The 16,997-nt window shown below is 66.4% G+C and carries 13 protein-coding genes; 6 read left to right on the top strand and 7 right to left on the bottom strand.

The window, feature by feature from the left end:
- Nucleotides 1–2: 2 nt before the first annotated feature.
- Nucleotides 3–3,074, bottom strand: a complete 3,072-nt coding sequence (fdnG, locus tag H0X95_RS12380) for a formate dehydrogenase-N subunit alpha (RefSeq protein ID WP_077208670.1) — start codon at nucleotides 3,072–3,074, stop codon at nucleotides 3–5.
- 143 nt (nucleotides 3,075–3,217) lie between these two features.
- On the opposite strand from fdnG, the gene H0X95_RS12375 reads away from it, so the two are divergent.
- From H0X95_RS12375 to H0X95_RS12365, 3 genes are all read left to right on the top strand, one after another.
- Entirely contained in the window at nucleotides 3,218–4,171 is a 954-nt protein-coding gene (locus H0X95_RS12375) for a YihY/virulence factor BrkB family protein (RefSeq protein ID WP_006495933.1), read from the top strand.
- A gap of 415 nt (nucleotides 4,172–4,586) precedes the next feature.
- Nucleotides 4,587–5,747, top strand: a complete 1,161-nt coding sequence (locus H0X95_RS12370; protein ID WP_059722633.1) for a porin — start codon at nucleotides 4,587–4,589, stop codon at nucleotides 5,745–5,747.
- A 392-nt stretch (nucleotides 5,748–6,139) separates the two neighbouring features.
- Nucleotides 6,140–6,613: a VOC family protein gene (locus H0X95_RS12365; protein ID WP_059722631.1), complete on the top strand. Its 474-nt coding sequence runs from the start codon at nucleotides 6,140–6,142 to the stop codon at nucleotides 6,611–6,613.
- Nucleotides 6,614–6,761: 148 nt separating this feature from the next.
- On the opposite strand, the gene H0X95_RS12360 is transcribed toward H0X95_RS12365, so the two are convergent.
- Together H0X95_RS12360 and H0X95_RS12355 are read right to left on the bottom strand one after the other, a co-directional pair.
- Entirely contained in the window at nucleotides 6,762–7,553 is a 792-nt protein-coding gene (locus H0X95_RS12360; protein ID WP_043205167.1) for an AadA family aminoglycoside 3''-O-nucleotidyltransferase, read from the bottom strand.
- A gap of 268 nt (nucleotides 7,554–7,821) precedes the next feature.
- Nucleotides 7,822–8,271: an HU family DNA-binding protein gene (locus H0X95_RS12355; protein WP_006492882.1), complete on the bottom strand. Its 450-nt coding sequence runs from the start codon at nucleotides 8,269–8,271 to the stop codon at nucleotides 7,822–7,824.
- Between the two features lie 266 nt (nucleotides 8,272–8,537).
- Here H0X95_RS12355 and H0X95_RS12350 point away from each other — a divergent pair, with 266 nt between their 5' ends.
- Entirely contained in the window at nucleotides 8,538–9,656 is a 1,119-nt protein-coding gene (locus H0X95_RS12350; RefSeq protein ID WP_059722629.1) for an acyltransferase family protein, read from the top strand.
- Between the two features lie 76 nt (nucleotides 9,657–9,732).
- Nucleotides 9,733–10,032, top strand: a complete 300-nt coding sequence (locus H0X95_RS12345; RefSeq protein WP_196446068.1) for a hypothetical protein — start codon at nucleotides 9,733–9,735, stop codon at nucleotides 10,030–10,032.
- On the opposite strand, the gene galU is transcribed toward H0X95_RS12345, so the two are convergent.
- Nucleotides 10,029–10,916, bottom strand: coding sequence for a UTP--glucose-1-phosphate uridylyltransferase GalU (galU, locus tag H0X95_RS12340; RefSeq protein WP_006482949.1), 888 nt, complete (start codon nucleotides 10,914–10,916; stop codon nucleotides 10,029–10,031). The two genes, H0X95_RS12345 and galU, sit on opposite strands and share 4 nt — an antisense overlap.
- A gap of 230 nt (nucleotides 10,917–11,146) precedes the next feature.
- Nucleotides 11,147–11,290 (bottom strand): hypothetical protein, encoded by a 144-nt coding sequence (locus H0X95_RS12335; RefSeq protein WP_006479318.1) that lies wholly within the window; start codon nucleotides 11,288–11,290, stop codon nucleotides 11,147–11,149.
- A 217-nt stretch (nucleotides 11,291–11,507) separates the two neighbouring features.
- Between H0X95_RS12335 and H0X95_RS12330 the strand changes: the two genes are divergently transcribed.
- Nucleotides 11,508–12,683 (top strand): acyltransferase family protein, encoded by a 1,176-nt coding sequence (locus H0X95_RS12330; RefSeq protein ID WP_006495937.1) that lies wholly within the window; start codon nucleotides 11,508–11,510, stop codon nucleotides 12,681–12,683.
- Between the two features lie 382 nt (nucleotides 12,684–13,065).
- Here H0X95_RS12330 and H0X95_RS12325 read toward each other — a convergent pair whose 3' ends face one another.
- Together H0X95_RS12325 and H0X95_RS12320 are read right to left on the bottom strand one after the other, a co-directional pair.
- Entirely contained in the window at nucleotides 13,066–15,534 is a 2,469-nt protein-coding gene (locus tag H0X95_RS12325; RefSeq protein ID WP_059722628.1) for a glycosyltransferase family 4 protein, read from the bottom strand.
- A complete protein-coding gene (locus H0X95_RS12320; protein ID WP_006491256.1) occupies nucleotides 15,531–16,997 on the bottom strand; it encodes a flippase in 1,467 nt (488 codons plus the stop codon). The genes H0X95_RS12325 and H0X95_RS12320 overlap by 4 nt, the downstream gene beginning before the upstream one ends.

The raw sequence follows: 16,997 nt of genomic DNA, 5'->3' as shown, positions 1-16,997 counted from the left end.
CCTTACGCCTTTTCGACCTTCACCAGGAACGACTTGAATTCCGGTGTATAGGAGTTGCCGTCACCCACGGACGGAGTCAGGGTATTGGCGAGATAGCCGGGCTTCGTCAGGCCCTTGAAGCCCCAGTGCAACGGGACGCCGACCGTCTGGACCTTCTTGCCGTCGACCGTCAGCGGCTTGATCCGCTTCGTGACGAGCGCGACCGCGATGATGTAGCCGCGCTTGGACGACACCTTCACGCGCTCGCCATGCGCGACGCCGACTTCCTTCGCGAGGTCTTCGCCGATCTCGACGAATTGCTCGGGCTGGATGATCGAGTTCAGCCGTGCATGCTTGGTCCAGTAGTGGAAGTGCTCGGTCAGCCGGTACGTGGTCGCCACGTGCGGGAATTCCGCCACCTTGCCGAACGACGCACGGTCGTCCGGGAACACGCGGGCGGCCGGGTTGTTCAGCGCCTGCGGGTTGTTCGGGTGCAGCGGGTTCGCGGCGAGCGGCGTCTCGAACGGCTCGTAATGCTCGGGGAACGGACCTTCGTTCATCCCCGCGCGGGCGAAGAAGCGCGCGACGCCTTCCGGATTCATGATGAACGGCCCCATCCCGTTTTCGGGCGGTTCGTCCGCCTTGAAGTCCGGGATGTCGGCGCCCTTCCACGCGCTGCCGTTCCAGCCGATCAGCTTGCGGGTCGGGTCGAACGGCTTGCCGGCGACGTCGCACGACGCGCGGTTGTACAGGATCCGCCGGTTCGCCGGCCATGCCCACGCCCAGTTCAGCGTCTGGCCGATACCGGTCGGGTCGGAGTTGTCGCGCCGCCCCATCTGGTTGCCGGCCTGGGTCCACGCGCCGCAGAAGATCCAGCAGCCGCTCGCGGTCGTGCCGTCGTCCTTCAGTTGCGCGAACGCGGCAAGCTGCTCGCCCTTCTTCACGAGCGTCTTCGCCGGATCCTTCGGATCGGGCAGATCGGCGAGCGCTTTCCCGTTGAACTCCATCGCCAGTTCCTCGGGCGTCGGGCTTTCCGGGTTCGCGTACGGCCAGGTCAGGTTCACGATCGGGTCCGGATACTTGCCGCCGTCCTTCTGGTACAGCTTGCGCATGCGCAGGAACAGCCCCGACATGATCTCGAGGTCGCTCCTCGCTTCACCCGGCGGCTCCGCGCCCTTCCAGTGCCACTGCAGCACGCGGCTCGAACTCACGAGCGAGCCGTTTTCCTCCGCGAAGCAGGTGGTCGGCAGGCGGAACACCTCGGTCTGGATCTTCGACGGATCGACGTCGTTGTAGTCGCCGTGAGGCTTCCAGAACTCGGACGTCTCGGTCGCGAGCGGATCCATGATCACGAGCCACTTCAGCTTCGCGAGGCCGGCCGCCGTCTTCACCTTCGACGGCGCCGCCGCGAGCGGGTTGAAGCCCTGGCAGATGTAGCCGTTCATCTTGCCAGCATTCATCAGCTCGATCGCCTGCAGCAGGTCGTACTGCTTGTCCAGCTTCGGCAGGTAGTCGTACGCCCAGTTGTTCTCGGCGGTGGCCGCGTCGCCCCACCACGACTTCATGAAGCTGACGTGGAACGCCTTGTAGTTCTTCCAGTAGCTCAACTGGTTCGGCCGCAGCGGCTGCTGCACGCGCTTCTTGATGTACGCGTCGAAGTCCTGCTCCGCCTGCATCGGCAGCGTCATGTAGCCCGGCAGCAGGTTCGACATCAGCCCGAGATCGGTCAGCCCCTGGATGTTCGAGTGGCCGCGCAGCGCGTTCATCCCGCCGCCGGCGATGCCGATGTTGCCGAGCAGCAGCTGCACCATCGCGCCGGTGCGGATGATCTGCGCGCCGATCGAGTGGTGGGTCCAGCCGAGCGCGTACAGCACCGTGCCGGCGCGGCCGGGTACGGCCGTGCTCGCGAGCATCTCGCACACCTTCAGGAATTTGTCCTTCGGCGTGCCGCAGACCTGCTGGACCATGTCCGCCGTATAGCGCGCGTAGTGCTGCTTCAGCAGGTTGTATACGCAGCGCGGATGCTGCAGCGTCGGATCGACCTTCGCGAAACCGTCGTCGCCGCGCTCGTAGTCCCAGCTCGATTTGTCCGGGTACGCGTGCTTCTGCGCGTCGTAGCCGGAATAAATGCCGTCGTTGAACGCGAAATCCTCGCGCACGATGAACGAGAAGTCCGTGTAGTTCTTCACGTACTCATGCTGGATCTTGTCGTTCGTCAGCAGATAGTTGATGACGCCGCCCAGGAAGACGATGTCGGTGCCGGTGCGGATCGGCGCGTAGTAATCGGCCACCGAGGCCGTACGCGTGAAGCGCGGGTCGACGACGATCAGCCGCGCCTTGCGGTGCGCCTTCGCCTCCGTCACCCACTTGAAACCGCACGGATGGGCCTCGGCTGCATTGCCGCCCATCACGAGAATCACGTCCGCGTTCTTGATGTCGACCCAATGGTTCGTCATCGCTCCACGGCCAAACGTCGGGGCAAGACCTGCCACCGTCGGGCCATGTCAGACACGCGCCTGATTGTCGAATGCGAGCATCCCGAGACTGCGGATGGTCTTGTGCGTCAGGTAGCCGACCTCGTTGCTGCCCGCCGACGCGGCCAGCATGCCGGTCGTGAGCCAGCGGTTGACCTTCGCGCCGTCTTCGGCCGTCTCGACGAAGTTCGCGTCGCGGTCGGCCTTCATCAGCTTCGCGATGCGGTCGAGCGCGTCGTTCCACGAGATGGGTTCCCACTTGTCCGAGCCGGGCGCACGATACTCGGGGTGCGTCAGGCGGTTCGGGCTGTGGATGAAGTCGATCAGGCTCGCGCCCTTCGGGCACAGCGTGCCGCGATTGACGGGGTGGTCGGGATCGCCTTCGATGTGGATGATGCTCGGCTGCGCATTCTTCGCGCCGTCTCCGAGGCTGTACATCAGGATGCCGCAACCCACTGAACAGTAAGGACAGGTGTTGCGCGTTTCGACGGTGCGCGCCAGTTTGTACTGTCGGACTTCGGCCAGCGCTTCGGACGGAGAAAAGCCCATCAGGGCAAGACTCGATCCGGCAAGCGACGTGGCCGTCACCTTCAGGAACTGGCGCCGGGACATTTGTAGCATGGCGGTCTCGGCGTTATTGTGGGGTGGGGTGAAACTGAAAGGAATTATAGACAGTTCAGGCAACTATGATCGAATCCTCGGATCAATACCGATATGTCCGATTAACCTGCGATGATCCGCGTTCCGCGCGCAACCGAACCGTCATGAAACGACAGATCACTTCAGAAGCCACCCGTCTCGCCCAGCAGCAGGCCAACTGGGCCCTCACCGCGTTCAAGCGCTTCTCGTCCGACCGCTGCTCCGCGATGGCCGCGGGCATCGCGTTTTTCTCCGCGTTCTCGCTCGCGCCGACCCTCGTGATGGTGATCGCGGTGGCCGGCTGGTTCTACGGCGACGACGCCGCGCGCGGCCAGGTGTTCGAGCAGGCGCATCAGCTGATCGGCGACGACGCGGCGGCCAGCATCCAGACGATCGTGCAGAACGCGCACCGCGCGGGCGAACGCGGCGGCATCGCCACGCTGATCTCGTTCGCCGCGCTCGCGATCGGCGCGTCGGCCACGTTCGCGTCGCTCAGCGCGGCGCTCAGCGTGATCTGGCCGGCCACCGAAAGCCGCTGGTCGAGCATGCTCGGGCTGGTGCGCGTGCGGCTGATCTCGTTCGGGCTCGTGCTCGGCGTCGCGTTCCTGCTGATCGTGTCGCTCGTGCTCGACACCGCGATCACCTTCATCGGCACCTGGCTGCTGGGCAATTCGCCGTACGTGGTCGTCACGAACGTCGTGCAGTTCTTCGTCGGCATCGCGGTGCTCGCGGCCGCGTTCGCGTCGTTGATGAAGTTCCTGCCCGACGCGCGCGTCGCGTGGCGCGACGCCGCGATCGGCGGCATCGTGTCCGCGATCCTGTTTTCCGGCGGCAAGAAGCTGTTCGCGCTGTATCTCGCGCATGCGGGCACCGCGAGCGCGTTCGGCGCGGCCGGGTCGTTCGCGGTCCTGCTGATGTGGCTGTACTTCTCCGCGATCGTGTTGCTGCTCGGCGCGGAATTCGCGGCCGCCCGCGGCGACGCGCATCGGCCGGCCGCGAATCCGGCGCCGGCCGCGGCCGCTCAAGCGACTCGCGCCGCTCGGCCCGATCCCGCCGGGAATCGCCCGCGCGACGACTGATTCAGCCCGCTGAAGACGGCCGCGCATCGATCCCGCGCGTACCCGGCACACCCTCCCCTCGCTTGCAACCCCGTGGTTCGCCGCGCATTCGCGCGGCGTCGACGCTTGCCTGACACGTCGGCGTGCATGCACCTGCAACCGCAAACGTTTGCACACCCTCATTTCCTTGCTGCAACGGGCCGAAACAGGGGGTCTGCCGCCATGTGCATCAGCGATTGAAACAATCGCAGCGCAGCAATTGTCAACTATTTCATAAACAGGAACAGTGCCTGATGTGCTTGATATATATGGACTTTTTCCTGCTGTTACCTTTTCGAGACACTTTATTTTTTAAGCTTTCTTGCGTGTATGGCACTGAGCTATTCTCCAATCCGCAACAAATAACGATGAATCACTTGCGTGGAGAAACTCAACGATGAAGAAACTTGCTCTCTCGACCCTCTCGCTCGCCCTGCTGAGCGCCGCTGGCGCCGCTCAGGCTCAGTCGAGCGTGACGCTCTACGGTGTGATCGACACGTCGATCACGTACGTTCACGGTAACGCCGGTCAAGGTAACAATTCGTGGTCGATGGGTAGCGGCAACCTGCAAGGCAGCCGCTTCGGCCTGAAGGGTTCGGAAGATCTCGGTGGCGGCCTGAAGGCGATCTTCCAGTTGGAAAACGGCTTCAACTCGGCATCGGGCGCACTGGGCCAGGGTGGCCGCATGTTCGGCCGCCAGGCGTTCGTCGGCCTGCAAAGCGACCAGTACGGTACGCTGACGCTGGGTCGCCAGTACGACCCGCTGGTCGACCTGGTTCAGGCAGTCACGGCTGACAACTACTTCGGCAGCGTGTTCGCCACGCCGGGCGACGTCGACAACAACGACAACAGCCTGCGCGTCAGCAACGCGATCAAATACACGTCCCCGGTGTTCGCCGGCCTCCAGTTCGAAGGCATGTACGCACTCGGCGGCGTCGCCGGCTCGACCGGCAAGGGTCAGACGTGGGCCGCAGCCGCAGCCTACAACAACGGCCCGCTCGGCGTGGCTGCCGGCTACTTCCACGCGAACAACGCATCGGCGCTCACGGCCGGCAAGCGTAGCGGCTGGACCGGTACGTCGGACGCAATCTTCGACGGCGACTCGGGCACGACCTTCATCAACAACGCGTTCACGTCGTCGACGTCGATCGGCATCGCGCAAGTGGCAGCCCAGTACGCATTCGGCCCGGTGACGGTCGGTGCAGGCTACAGCAACGCCCAGTACAAGGCTGACGGCGCGTCGACGTTCGGCACGAACCAGAAGTACAACACGGGTCGCGGCTTCGTCACGTACCAGGCATCGGCACCGCTGCTGCTCGGCCTCGGCTACATCTACACGAAGGGTAGCGGCGACAACAACGCCAAGTACCACCAGGTTTCGCTCGGCGCGGACTACTCGCTGTCGAAGCGCACCGACGTGTACCTGGTCGGCGCATACCAGCACGCAAGCGGCCACAACGCAGACGGCAGCGATGCGCAAGCGTCGATCGGCTCGTACGGCATCGCCGGCAAGAGCTCGCAGGAAATCGTCGCACTCGGCCTGCGCCACAAGTTCTAAGAAGTACGTTTCCGGCGTGCATGGCGTCTCCGACGCCTTGTCGCCGACCTGGAAAGCCAGCCCCGGTTTCGGCCGCGGCTGGCTTTTTTTTCGTCCGCCTCCGGCTCGCGGGCCGGCAGCGTCTGCACGGCCTCCGCGCGACAGCCGGGCCCGACATAGGTCGGCCGGCCGGCAGCGGCGCCTGGCCGCTGCCATGCCCGCGCAACCCGGTTTCCGCGGCCCGGAGAGCTCGCCGTTTCCGCCAAGGACGACTAACATCCGCACTGCCGGCACCGCCCGGCCCGACCGATGCGGGATTGGTTCGCGCCGCGTGTCGATTTCGGCGGGCGTCGTCCGTCGTATCGATGGCGGCACGTGGTTTGCCCCGGACCCATACAGACAGGAGATTCGTCATGACGATTCAGAAGATCACGCCTTTTCTCTGGTATTCGACGGAAGCCGAAGAAGCAGCGGCCTTCTATGCCGGCATCTTTCCGGATTCGCGGATCGTGCGCGTCACGGCGGTGCCCGGCACCGACGGCACGCGGATGGTCGAATTCGAGCTGTTCGGGCAGCCGTTCTTCGCGATGAGCCACCCGCGCACGGAGACGTTCAACCACGCGATCTCGCTGCTCGTCAGCTGCGCGGACCAGGCCGAACTCGATCGCTACTGGAGCGCGCTGCTCGACAACGGCGGCACGGCCGACGGCTGCGGCTGGTTGCGGGATCGTTATGGCGTGTCGTGGCAGATCGTTCCGGAGGCGCTCATTCCGATGATGGCCGACCGCGACACGGTCAAGGCGGGCCGCGTGGCCGCGGCGATGATGCAGATGACCAAGTTCGACGACGACGCGCTGAAGGCCGCCTTTGCGGGCACCGCGGGCTGACCCGGCGCACCGGGCCGCGCATGCGTGACGCCGCGCCGGGTCGCGTGCACGCGCTCGGCTCGACGGTGCGCGCATGCCGCCGGCTCGCGAGCGTTCGCTATCCGCAGCCGGCCGGCAAACCGGTAGCGTGCATCGTCGGCGCGAACTGCTACGCCGACAGCATCGACTCGATCGTCCGCCGCGCGTAGCCGATGAATTCCGCCAGCGGTTCGCCCGACAGGATCGCCGCGCCTGCGTCACCATCGAGATAGGCCGCACGCGCAGCCGCCAGAACCGGCCGGTGCGCGTCCGGCAGGCGCGCCAGCACCCACGCCGCGGCGACGTCCTTCGGCGCGATTTTGCCGGTCGCGGCGCTATACCAGATGCGCGCGAGCGCGAGCACGATGTTGCACGCGTCGTCGCGCCAGTCGGGTTCCGCCTGCCACTGCGCCACGGTAGCGAGCAGCGCGGCGACGAAGTCGCGCGCGGGCACCGGCTCGAACAGCACGTCCGCGGGCGGGCCGACCAGCGCGATGCTGTGCTCGCGCGCCTTCGTCAGCAGGATGGCCAGATCGTGATCGACGAGCGGCGGCTCGACGATGCCGGCGTCGAGGTCGCTGCGCAGCCATTCGCCGAACTGCAGCTCGCGTCGTGCCGGATGACGCCACGGCACCACGTCGCCGTGCGCGACGACCGTGACCTCCAGCGCACGCATGCCGCCGCTGCAACCGGGCGGCGCAGAAGCACCGAGCAGGTCCGACATCAGCGCGCGTCGCGCCGCTTCGTCCGGGCGCACCGCCACCGTCACCAGCAAATCGATGTCGCTGCGCGGTTTCAGGCCGCCGTCGAGCGCCGATCCGAACAGGTGGATCGCTTCCAGCGTCGCGCCGAGATGCCGTTCGATCACGGCACGTGCGGCGGCGACCTGTGCGGCGATGTCGTGCGGGGTGTCGTCCGTCACGATGACAAATCTCGCGATGCGCTCGCGACGGAACGCGCGGCAACAACGCGGCGCGCGAATGAAACTCGCGGCTCGGCGATGCGGATGCGGATGCGCGACTTGCGATCCGCCGCACATCGTGCGTCGGCCAAACCCGGCATCGCCGGGCGATCCGTTCGCCGCCGCGCGCTTTGCGCGACGCAATAAAAATCCCCGCACGCTTTCGCGTACGGGGATCTCGGGACACTGCAACGGCTGCCGACATGCATTCGGCAGTCGTTGCGCGGCATTACGCTGCCGCGTCCTTCAGCTTCTTCAGCGCACGTGCCTTCACGCGCACGCTGGCCGGCTTCGCCGGGAACCAACGCTCTTCGCCCGTGAACGGATCCTTGCCGAAGCGCTTCTTCTTCGCCGGCACGACTTGTGCCGTGATCTTCAGCAGACCCGGCAGCGTGAACTCGCCTGCGCCCTTCTTGTGAACCGAGCCCAGCACGACGTTCTCGAGTGCGGCGAGCACTGCCTTGACCGCCTTCACTTCGACAGCCGCGCGCTCAGCGATGTGCGTTGCGAGCGATGCCTTCGTGAACTTGTCCTTCAGCGGCGTCGGAGCAGCCGGTGCTGCCTTTGCGACAGCCTTCTTGGCCACTACTTTCTTCGCGGGCGCAGCCTTTTTGGCAGCCACTTTCTTGGTCGCCGGTGCGGCAGCCTTCTTGGCCACCTTTTTTGCGGAAGTCGCCATGTTTCTCCTACCAGGTGTGGTCGTTGGATACACGAAGCGTGCAACGCGCGCGCTTCAACGCCGGATTCTACAAGCGCCTTGACGCTTCGTGCAGTACTTTTATGCGTTTTCGCGGGGTTTCCCGCAGGTTTTGTTGCGCGCGACCGACTTCATCGACACTCGAGCATGAAAAAACGCGTGTACGTATAGGCTCAAACAAGCCGAACGCGAATTACGTTCGATATTTGCGCACCTATACTGGGCGCGCTCAATGCCCGGATGCCTCCATGCGCGAAGTCAGATACGTCAAAGGACTCGACGGCCTGCGAGCCCTCGCCGTCATCCTCGTTTTCCTGTCCCACAAGGGCCATGTCCTTGCCGTCGACGTCGGCAAGCTCGGCGTGTGGACGTTTTTCCTCATCAGCGGATTCCTGATCGTCGGCGAGTTGCATCGCAACCGTCAGGCGGTCGAATGCGGCACCATGACGCGCCGCCACGCGCTCGCGCTGTTTCTCGCGAAGCGCGCGCTGCGGATCTTTCCCGTGTATTACCTGCTGCTCGCCGCGCTCGCGATCGCGCACGCGCTGTTCTACCAGCGCGGCGTCAATCTCGGGCTCGCCTGGCACGCGGTGTTCCTGTCGAATTACTGGATCGGCGTCGTCAAGGACGGCTGGCCGGGCTCCACGTCGCATTTCTGGAGCCTCGCCGTTGAACAGCAGTTCTATCTGATCGCACCGCTCGCGCTGCTCGCGGTGCCCGCCGCGCGACACGTCGCGCTCGGCGTCGCGGCCGTCGCGCTGTGTGCGCTCGCGCATCTCGCGCTCTACCTGTCGGACGCGTCGCCGGTGCTGATCTACGCGTTTTCCCCGTGGAATTTCGCGTTGATCGCGCTCGGCGGCGTCGGCGCGATGGCGCTCGCCGATCGCGGCGCGGCCGCCGCGCGCCGCGTACCGCCCGGCTGGCTCGGCGCGGCCGGCGTCGCATTCTTCCTCGCGCTGCCCGCCTGCGCGACCTTGCCCGATGCGGTCGCGGGGCTCGCGGATCTCGGCCTGTCCGTGTCGCTCGGCGCGCTGATGCTGTGGATCGTCAGCGCACCCGAGCATCCCGTCGTCGCGCTGCTCGACTGGGCGCCGCTTGCCTATCTCGGCACGATCAGCTACGGCTTCTACCTGTTCCACAACCTGATTCCGGCGCGCTTCGGCGTGCTGCCCGCGTCCTTCGCGCACGTGCCGATGCCGGACATCATCCGCGACGCGACGCCGGAACTGCTGCAATTCGCGCTCGCCGTGCTGCTCGCGCACCTGTCCTGGCGTTATCTCGAAAAGCGCTTGCTCGACTTCAAGAAGCCGATCGCCGCGCTGCTGGCCCGGCACTTCGCCACGCAGCCGAGCGCGTCGCCGCGCTGAGCGTCGCGTGGACGCGGCGCGCGGCGAAAGCCGGACGGGAATGCGTCGATACCGGCGACGCCCGGCGACCGGCGGCATGTCGGCCGACACCGCGTCATCGCGCGACACCCACGCGAGCGACGTGCATGCCACGCAATCCCTCCACCGATCCGGTCACGCGACGCATGCTTCGGCACCGCTTTCACGCGCGACGTCCCGCCTCACCGGCATGCGTCGCGCGTCGCGCGCCAGCACCCCGCACACCTGCCCGGCGCTGCATGCCGACGTCGCGCACCCTGCGCTCGCGCCCGCGCAAACAAAAAAGCCCCGGCGCGCGAGCGGCCGGGGCCAACGGAACAACCACCACCTGAAACGACGGAGCGCGCGGCCGCTTTAAGCGACGGCAGCCAGCGCGGGCAAGCAGGTACGCAGGTACGCCTCGAATTCGCGGCTCACTTCCGGATGCTGGAGCGCGAGCTCGACGGTGGCCTTGAGATAGCCGAGCTTGCTGCCGCAGTCGAAGCGCGTGCCGTAGTAGCGATACGCGAGCACCTGCTCGTTCGCGAGCAGCGACTGGACGGCGTCGGTGAGCTGCAGTTCGCCGCCCGCGCCCGGCTTGAGCTTGCGCAGATGATCGAAGATCGTCGGCATGAACACGTAGCGGCCGACCACGCCGAGGTTCGACGGCGCATCCTCCGGCGCCGGCTTCTCGATGATGCCCGACAGCTTGATGATGTCCTCTTCCCACTCCCGGCCTTCGACGACGCCGTACGAGCGGCTGTCCTCGCGCGGGATCGTCTCGACCCCGATCACCGAGCTGTGATAGTGGTCGAACACGTCGACGAGCTGCTTGAGCACCGGCTGTTCGCCGTGCAGCAGGTCGTCGGCGAGGATCACCGCGAACGGCTCGCCGTGCACCAGCTTCTCCGCGCACAGCACCGCGTGGCCGAGGCCGAGCGCTTCCGGCTGGCGCACGTAGAAGCAGTTGACGTGGCTCGGCTTGATGCCGCGCACGAGTTCGAGCAGCTTTTCCTTGCCGCGCGCCTCGAGCTCGGCCTCGATCTCGTACGACTTGTCGAAATGATCCTCGATCGCGCGCTTGCTGCGCCCGGTGACGAAGATCATCTCGGTGATACCGGCGTTGATCGCTTCCTCGACCGCGTACTGAATCAGCGGCTTGTCGACGACGGGCAGCATTTCCTTCGGGCTCGCCTTCGTTGCCGGGAGGAACCGCGTGCCGAGACCGGCAACGGGGAACACGGCCTTGGTGACTTTCAACATGTTCGCATCCTGATTGCGTTGACTGCGCCGCGTCGACCTGCGACCCGGCGCGATTGTGTTCCGAACGGCATATCGAGAATCGACGGTACGGCCAATTCCACTCCGCTCATTTTCGATATGAACTGATTGCCCAATGATTCCGAAAAAAATATAATCGTTTCAATTCGGTCGATATTGCCGGACCGATTGCCGAGGCAGAAACAAATTACCGATTTTCCGGATACAAATGCTTACGATTCGAATTCCTCGATATAGGGCACGCCGCCCCGTTCGAGGCCCGGGCGGATCGGTTCGTTCTTCAGCGCCTCGCGGTACGCCGACAGCACGGCCATGACCAACAGTACTGCAGCGCTCGCGATCCAATGCATGTCCATCTTGCCGCTCCTTGCATCAATCAACTGGAGCTTCAAACTATCAGAAAAAAATCGGCAAATAATTCGCACCCCTCGACGAGCCGCTTTCAGATCGCGATAACTCCATGATGTGGAATACCGATATTTCCGGGCGAGATTTTTTTATTCATTGACCGAATTCTTGCGCATTACGATTGGATGAAACTTCCCGTCCATCCGTCGCAAGGAATCGAATCGCATGCAAGCTTTCAGCGGATCGTCTCTGGCCGCGCCGCCCGTCGCCGACCACAAGGAACACGTGATCGACGCGATGCGCGGCTTCGCGGCGCTGCTCGTCGCCTATTTCCACTGCCGCCAGGTCGTCTGGGTCGGCATGCAGAGCTTCCATCATGCTTACGGTCATGCACTGAGCCCGGGCGTGATCGCCGGCTACCTGACCTTCCCGTTCGCGTGGGGCTCCGCCGGCGTGCCGATCTTCTTCGTGATCAGCGGCTACTGCATCCACCGCAACGCGGCGCTCAAGCTCGCGGCCAACCCCGCATACCGGCTCGACGCGCCGAATTTCTGGGTGCGCCGCTTCGCGCGCATCTACCCGGTGCTGCTCGCCGCGCTGCTGTTCACGCTCGCGCTCGACGCGGTCAGCCTGCAGATCGAGCCCGTCAGCCACAAGATCCGCGACGTCGGCCTCGTCGCGTTCCTCGTGAACCTGTTCTCGCTGCAGGGCGTCGCCGGCTACACGTACGGGTCGAACGGCGCGCTGTGGACGCTGTCGCTCGAAGTGCAGTTCTACGCGGTCTACCCGCTGCTGTTCGCGCTGCGCCGGCGCATCGGGATGCCGGCCGTCGTGGCCGCGGTCGCGCTCGTCAACGTCGCGTCGGCGTGGCTGCTCGAACGGCACGACCTGCAGTTCTTCACGTCGTACTGGCTGTCCTGGACGATCGGCGCATGGATCGCCGACGTGCGCGCGCAGCAATCGCGCGGCATGGCCGTCGTGCCGTCGCGCGCGTGGTACGTCGCGGCCGCCGTGCTGCTGGCCGCCGGCTGCGGCGCGTTCCATGTCGGCCAGTACGGTGCGTTCCAGCTGTGGTCGGCCGGCTTCGCGTGCTTCCTGTACCGCGCGCTTGCCCGCCCGCCGCGCCCGACGCCGCCGCTGCGCGTGCTGAGCTGGTTCGGCGACTTCAGCTACTCGCTGTACCTGGTCCACCTGCCGCTGTTCGTCTGCCTCGGCTCGGTGCTGTTCCATTCCGAACTGCAACTGTCGATCTGGCCGTCGTTCGCGTTCATGGCCGTCGCGATCCCGGTGGCGTACCTGTTCTACCGGATGTTCGAACGGCCGGCGATGACGTGGTCGGCCAGCTTCAAGCCGACCCGCGCCGCCCGCGTCGTCGCGTCGACGCCCGAACAGGCCGTCTGACCCAAGCAGGCCGGCCCGTCCGGTTTCGCAGCCCTCGCGCGGCGTCTCGCTGCGCGGGGGCTTTTTCACGGCCGGCGCGCGGTCGCGGGCCGCTTCGACAAGGGACGGGCAGCCTGCCGCTCTCCGACCGCGCCACGACCCGCGTAAGCCGTCTCTGCGGGGTTGCTGCAGCACGACTGCAACGGTGTCGCCTGCCCGCTTCACGTTGCCGATGGCCCGCTCCCGGTTTCAGATGACGATCGGCCATGCTCGCGCCTCATGTGGAGTCGGCGTGCATGCCCGCCCGTCCGCCACCACCAGACATCTCGCCCGCTGAAAAGCGAAGCCCCCACGCAGCACGACACCGCATGGGGGCCCGTTTGCCGCCGGCTCGCGCCAGCTGCTACTTCTTCGCGTTCGCGGCCTTGGCGGCCTTCGCCGTATCCGCGAGGATCTTCTCGACCCGCTCCACGTAGGTTTCGGTCCCGAACCGGCGCACCGCGGTCGCGCGCCCGCTCGCGACGAGCCGCTCGCGCAGCGCGCGGTCGCGCTTGAGCGTCGCCAGCGCATCGGCCAGCGCGGCCGCGTTACCCGGCTCGCAGAGCAGCCCGTTGTCGCCATCCTCGATGATCTCGACGACGCCGCCCGCCCGCGCCGCGACGACCGGCCGGCGCGCGAGCATCCCCTCGACGATCACGCGCCCGAACGGCTCCGGCGTGATCGACGTGTGCGCGACGACGTCGACCGCCGTCATGCACGCGGCCACGTCGCGCTGGAAGCCGAGGAAATGCACGCGCGCGTCCATCCCGTGCTGCGCGACGTATTCGTGCAGTTGCGCCGCATAGTCGTCCTCGCCGAACAGCGGCGCGCCGACCAGCACCACGTGCATGTCCGGATGCCGCGCGGCGGCCTCCAGCAGCACGTGCTGCCCCTTCCAGCGCGCGAGACGACTGAACGAGCCGACCAGCCAGGCGTCCGCGGGCAGCCCCAGGCGCGCGCGCAGCGCGGCCTGGCTCACGCCTTCCAGCGCGTCGAACGGTTCGGCCGAAATGCCATTGAACACGACGTCGACGTGCTGCGGCGTGAAGCCCGTCAGCGCGCGGAACGCTTGCGCGGATGCATCGGAGTTCGCGATCACGCGCGTGACGCCGAGCCGCGCGCAATACTTGATCGCCTTCAACTGCTTGCCGCCGAAATGGTCGGTGCTGACGATGTCGCGCAGGTGCCAGACCACCGGCTTGCGCGCGAGCCGCCCGGCGAGCGCGGCGACCACCATCGCGCGTTGGGTGTTCGCGTAGATCACCTCGGCGCGGCGCGCGCGCCGCGCGACGTCGCGCACCAGCCGCACGAGCTGCTTCACCGCGCCGAACGACACGCCGCCCTGCTTGCGCACGCCCGCGAGCGCACCCTGCTCGACCACGTCGACGCGCGCGCCGATCTCGTCGAGCGCCGCGCGGAACGGACCGTCGGCGAACAGCAGCACGTCGGCGTTCGCGCGCATGTGCTTCATGATCTCGAGCAGCGACAGCTCGGCGCCGCCGAGCACGCCGCTCTGGTCGAGCACGAGCGTCGCCGGGCCGCGCGCGGCCGGCAGAGGCGCGGCCGTGCCGCGCTGCGCGGTCGAGCCGGGCAGCGCCTGCTCCACGTAGTCGAGGAAGCGCCGCCGGAACGTGTCGGCGGAAAACCGCTCCGCGTTCGCGCGGCACGCGTCCGGCGTGAAGCGCTGCGGCGCGCGCTCGAAATCGTCGACGGCCGCGACGATCGCCTGCGGCGTCTGTTCGTCGAAGAAGAGGCCGGTCGGGTGCAGGTTCGATTGCGGGTCGAGCACGGTTTCGAGCGCACCGCCCTTGCCGTACGCGATGACCGGCGTGCCGCACGCCTGCGCCTCGACGACCGAGATGCCGAAATCCTCCTCGGCCGCGAACACGAACGCCTTCGCGCGCCGCATCCGGTCGTGCAGCACCGCGAACGGCTGGTAGCCCATGATCTCGACGTTCGGGCCGGCCTTGGCGCGAATCTTCTGCATCTCGGGGCCGTCGCCGATCACGACGAGCTTGCGCTCGGGCGTGCGCGAAAAGGCTTCGACGATCAGGTCGATCTTCTTGTACGGCACCATCCGCGACGCGGTCAGGTAGAACTCCTCTTTCACCGCATTCAGCGAGAACGCGTCGACGTCGACCGGCGGAAAGATCACCGCCGCGTCGCGGTGATAGACCTTCCTGATGCGCCGTGCGATGAACGCGGAATTCGCGACGAAGCCGTCCACCGCGTTCGCGGTGCGCGTGTCCCAGTTGCGGATGTAGTGCAGGATCATCCGCGCGAGCAGCGATTTCGGCCCATGCGTGAGGTTCGACTGCTCCAGATACTGATGCTGCAGGTCCCACGCATAGCGGATCGGCGAATGCACGTAGCTGATGTGTACCTGGTCCGGCCCGGTCAGCACGCCCTTCGCGACCGCGTGGCTGCTCGAGATCACGAGGTCGTACTCGGACACGTCGAGCTGCTCGATCGCGAGCGGCATCAGCGGCAGGTAGCTACGGTACTTGGTGCGGGCGAACGGCAGCTTCTGGATGAAGGACGTCGTCACCGGCTTGCCGCGCACGAACGCGCGGTCGTCGAGAAAATCGACGAGGCTGAACAGGTCCGCGTCGGGAAAGCACGCGACGATCTGTTCGAGCACGCGCTCGGCGCCCGCATAGGTGACGAGCCAGTCGTGGACGATCGCCACGCGCAGCGCACGCGCCGGCTGCCGCGCGCCGGCGCACTCCGCCGACACCGCGCGGTGCAGCGCGGCGGCGTCGCCCGGGTGGGCCACGGCGGCATCGGCCGTGGCGAGATTCAGGACGGCGTGTTCCGCCAGATCGCGATTCATATGGTTTTCCTCGCATTGAGACGGACAAACAGGTCGCGCACGAGCGCGCGCAACCCCGGCGTCATCGTGAGCGACCACGCGACGTTCAGCACCAGCACGACCGCGCACATGCCGATCGACTCGCCGAGCCCCGGCCACGCCTGCGCCAGGAACAGGCTCGCCAGCAGGAACGCCAGATGCGCGAGCATGTCGAGCACGATTGCGCGCATCCGGATCGCCGACAGGTACAGCAGCACGCCGTAGTCGACGAGCGCGCGCGCCGCGACGACCACCGCCGCGCCGATCAGCCCGAAGTGATGAATGCCGAACCACAGGCCGCCGACGAAGAACGGCATCTCGACGAGCCCGGCGAATGCCGCGCGGGCCGGGTTGACCTGCGACTGGATCAGGATGCGCGTGACGCTCGCCTGGCCGACGAGCCACACGCTGATCACCAGCACGCGGCCGACCGGCGCCGAATGCGCGGCGAGATCGGCGCCGACCCACAGCGTGAGGAACGGCGCAAGCGCGAAGATCGCGACGATGCCGACCGGCGTGAACACGCCGTTCAGGAACTCGAGCGACTGGCGCGCGAGCGTATCCGCATGATCGCGGCCGACCGCCGACAGCCGCGGGAACAGCGTGCGCACCAGCGCGTTCGGCAGCATGTTCAACCGGGTGACGAGGTTCTGCGGCACCGTGTAATAGGTGACGAATTTCGCGCCCATGCCGGCGCCGAGCATCACGCGGTCGAGCGTGTCGGCGATCATGCTGGTCGTGCTCGCGATCAGCATCCAGCCGCCGAAGTTGAACAGCCCTTTCGCGGTGCCCCACTGCGGCGGATCGATGCGGCGGATGCCGAGCACCTTGATGCTGGCCTGCCCGAGCATCACCGCCGCGATCAGCCGCGCGACGACGGCCGCGGCGAGCACCGTCTGCAGGTTCGGCGCGATCCACCACGCGGCGGCGAGCGGCAGCAGCTGGAACAGGAACGTGCCGATCGTCTGGTTCGTGTTGAACACGCCGAACCGTTCGGCGCCGTTGATCGCGCCGGCGAACACCCACGACACGTTCGCGAGCGGAATCGCGAGCGCGAGCCACGGCAGCGCGAGATACACCTCGTGCTGCATCGCGGCCGACACCTTCGTGAAATACGCGGTGTAGACGAACGCGCCGAAATAGATCAGCAGCCCGCCCGCGATGCCGGTGCCAAGGTTCAGCCAGAACGCGCTCCAGAACACGCGCGCGCTTTCGTCCGCGTCGCCGCTCGCGAGCGCCTTCGAGATGTGGTTCTGCGCGGCCATGCTCATCCCGAGATCGAGGATCCCGAAATAGCCGATCAGCGTCCATACGAGGCTGACGACGCCGTAGCGTTCGACGCCGAGCGCGTGGATGTACGCGGGCACCGTCACCAGCGACACGAAGGTCGGCAGGATCAGCCCGATGAAGTTGATCGAAACGTTCTTGAGTATGCCTTTGTCCAT

The organism is Burkholderia sp. 9779_493 (genome assembly GCF_015712215.1).
Taxonomy (GTDB): domain Bacteria; phylum Pseudomonadota; class Gammaproteobacteria; order Burkholderiales; family Burkholderiaceae; genus Burkholderia; species Burkholderia cenocepacia.
The sequence above is the reverse complement of the archived record's forward strand: the minus strand, read 5'-3'. Positions and strand labels throughout refer to the sequence as shown.